The sequence below is a fragment of the Thermogemmatispora sp. genome, from assembly GCF_019683755.1.
Lineage (GTDB): Bacteria > Chloroflexota > Ktedonobacteria > Ktedonobacterales > Ktedonobacteraceae > Thermogemmatispora.
In genome coordinates this window covers 1-2,364 of record NZ_JADGHT010000513.1, presented here as the reverse complement: position 1 = coordinate 2,364, position 2,364 = coordinate 1, and the positions used below count along the sequence as shown (strand labels likewise).

Sequence of the window (2,364 nt, the reverse complement as noted above, 5' to 3'; positions counted from 1 at the left end):
GTCTTTAGCGACCGCGTGCTGCGTCCGGGAGATCCCGCCTATTTTGACATTCTGCACAGCTTCAATGGCTACCGCACCTGTTATTACCGCACCTTTGCTGTTGGCAGTGCCTCGCCAGCGATGGTGGACGCCTACAAGCGTTGCCGCGAGATCCTCGACGTGGCCATCAACGCCATTAAGCCGGGCGTGACCACTGCCGATGTCGTCAAGCTCTGGCCGCGCGCTGAGGAGTTTGGTTTCCCCAATGAAGAGGCAGCTTTCGCGCTGCAGTTCGGCCACGGCGTGGGCCTGACGATCTGGGAGAAGCCGGTTTTCAGCCGCCTGGTCTCCTTTGATCACCCCGAGGTCATCGAGGAGGGCATGGTCTTTGCGCTCGAGACCTTCTGGCCCGCCAGCGACGGCTGGACAGCGGCCCGCATTGAAGAGCAGCTGGTGGTGACGAAGGACGGCTGTGAAGTGATTACGCGCTTCCCCGCCGAAGAGCTGCTCGTGGCTGGTACGCGCTACTACACCGTCAACGGACCGCTCTCTCCCATTCGTGAGGTGCAATCGCATCTGAACACGGCTGCTGGCCGGGGCGGAGCGCAGCTACCGGCCCCAGCGGCGACCTCCGCAGGTCATACACTCTAACTCTGGCCCGCTGGTCCGTTCCGGTCTGGTCTGCCCGCCTGTTCTGCCGGCCCTGGCTGGCTCTGCCAGGTTCCCGGAAGCAGGGCAGGCCAGACCCTGGATCATGGCGTGGAGCCTGAGCTGAATGCCGACTACCAGAGTAAAAAAGAAGAGCAGAGGAGTGCACTGATGGCGACCAGGGTCATCATGCCCGCGTTAGGAATGGCCCAGGAGACAGGGAAGATTCTGCGCTGGCTGAAGCGCGAAGGCGAGCCAGTGAACCAGGGCGAGCCGCTGGCTGAGATTGAGACAGATAAAGCGACCGTCGAACTGGAGGCACCGGCTTCGGGTCTGCTGAGCGCGATCACGGCCAGAGAGGGGGAGGACATTCCTGTGGGGCAGCAGATTGCCCTGATTCTGGCTCCCGGCGAGCAGCCCGTGGCTGGGCCTGCCCCAGCGGCAGCGGCAGCCGCACCGCGACAGCCAGCTGAGCATGAGCAACAGCCTCGGGAGGAGAGGGGCGCCGGCGAGGCTGACAGGCCAGCAGCAGCTTCAAGCTCGACCAGTACTAGCTCGCTCACAGTGGAACCCCCTTCCCCTGCGCTCATGGACGAGCATACACGCGGCCTGGGGAGGCTGGTTTCTCCCCTGGCTGCGCGCATCGCCGCCGAGCATCAGGTTGATCTGCGTCAGCTCCAACCCCAGGGGCGGCGTATTCAAAAGGCGGACGTCCTGGCCTATCTGGCCAGCCGTCGTATGCAGGAGCCGGGCCAGAGCGAGAGGCTGGCTGTCAGCGCTGGCCAGAAGCCGATGGTACACGGGTCCGTTGCTCGCTCCTCCGGACAAAGGCGCCTGTTGGCGGCCTCGCCCAAGGCCAGGCGTCTGGCGGCTGAGCTGGGGCAGAATCTGGCGGCCCTTGCCCGCACTGGTCTCGGCAGTGGTCCCGAGGGGGCGATCCTGGCCGCTGACGTCCTGGCTGCCGCCTCCGTCCAGGCGGAGCGGAGAGCGACCAGCGCCGGCTGGGGGGCGGCGGAAGCAAGCGGAGAGAGAGCGGAGGCGCCGACGCTGAGCCAGGTCTGGCGCCTCATGGCCGAGCGCACTGCCCAGAGTTGGCAGCAGGTGCCGCATTTCTCCCTGCTGCGTGAGGTCCAGGCAGAGCGGCTGCTCGCCTGGCATCAAGCCATGCAGCGGCGCTGCTCACCCGAGATCACTTATACTGATCTGCTCGTGCGTGTAGTGGCCGCGGCTCTGCGGGTCCATCCCCAGATCAACGCCTCCTGGCAAGATGGGCGCCTGGTTCGTCATGGAGAAATCAATATCGGCCTGGCTGTCGCCACCGATGAAGGGCTGGTGGTGCCAGTCATCCACGAGGCTGATCGCTTGAGCCTGTCGGCCCTGGTCGAGGTGCGCAAGGATCTCGTCGAACGGGCGCGCAGCCGGCGCCTGCGTCCCCAGGATCTGCAGGGAGGGACCTTTACCATCAGCAACCTGGGAATGTATGGCGTCGACGCCTTCAATGCCATCATCAATGCTCCCCAGGCCGCCATTCTGGCTGTAGGGCGCATCAGCGAGCGCGTCATCGCCGTTGCCGGTCAGCCGGTGGTCGCGCCCACCATGCTGCTGAGCCTCTCCTGCGACCATCGTGTCATCGATGGTGCCCGCGGGGCTCAGTTCCTGGCTACCCTGGCCGAGCTGCTGGAGGAGCCGCTGGGGCTGCTGGCCTGAAGCTGGTACCTCGTCGCGAGACCGCTCGCT

General features: G+C 65.4%; 2 protein-coding genes. Both read left to right on the top strand.

Annotated features, from left to right (window positions below; genetic code table 11):
- Nucleotides 1-630: M24 family metallopeptidase (locus IRZ24_RS19460; RefSeq protein WP_297168182.1), on the top strand; the 630-nt coding region annotated here is incomplete at its 5' end.
- A 168-nt stretch (nucleotides 631-798) separates the two neighbouring features.
- Nucleotides 799-2,334, top strand: coding sequence for a dihydrolipoamide acetyltransferase family protein (locus IRZ24_RS19455; protein WP_297168179.1), 1,536 nt, complete (start codon nucleotides 799-801; stop codon nucleotides 2,332-2,334).
- The last annotated feature ends 30 nt before the right edge of the window (nucleotides 2,335-2,364 follow it).

What these genes read in the sequence shown, in the direction of transcription:
- IRZ24_RS19455 (WP_297168179.1), top strand. Translation starts at nt 799, where the DNA reads ATGGCGACCAGGGTCATCATGCCCGCGTTAGGAATGGCCCAGGAGACA.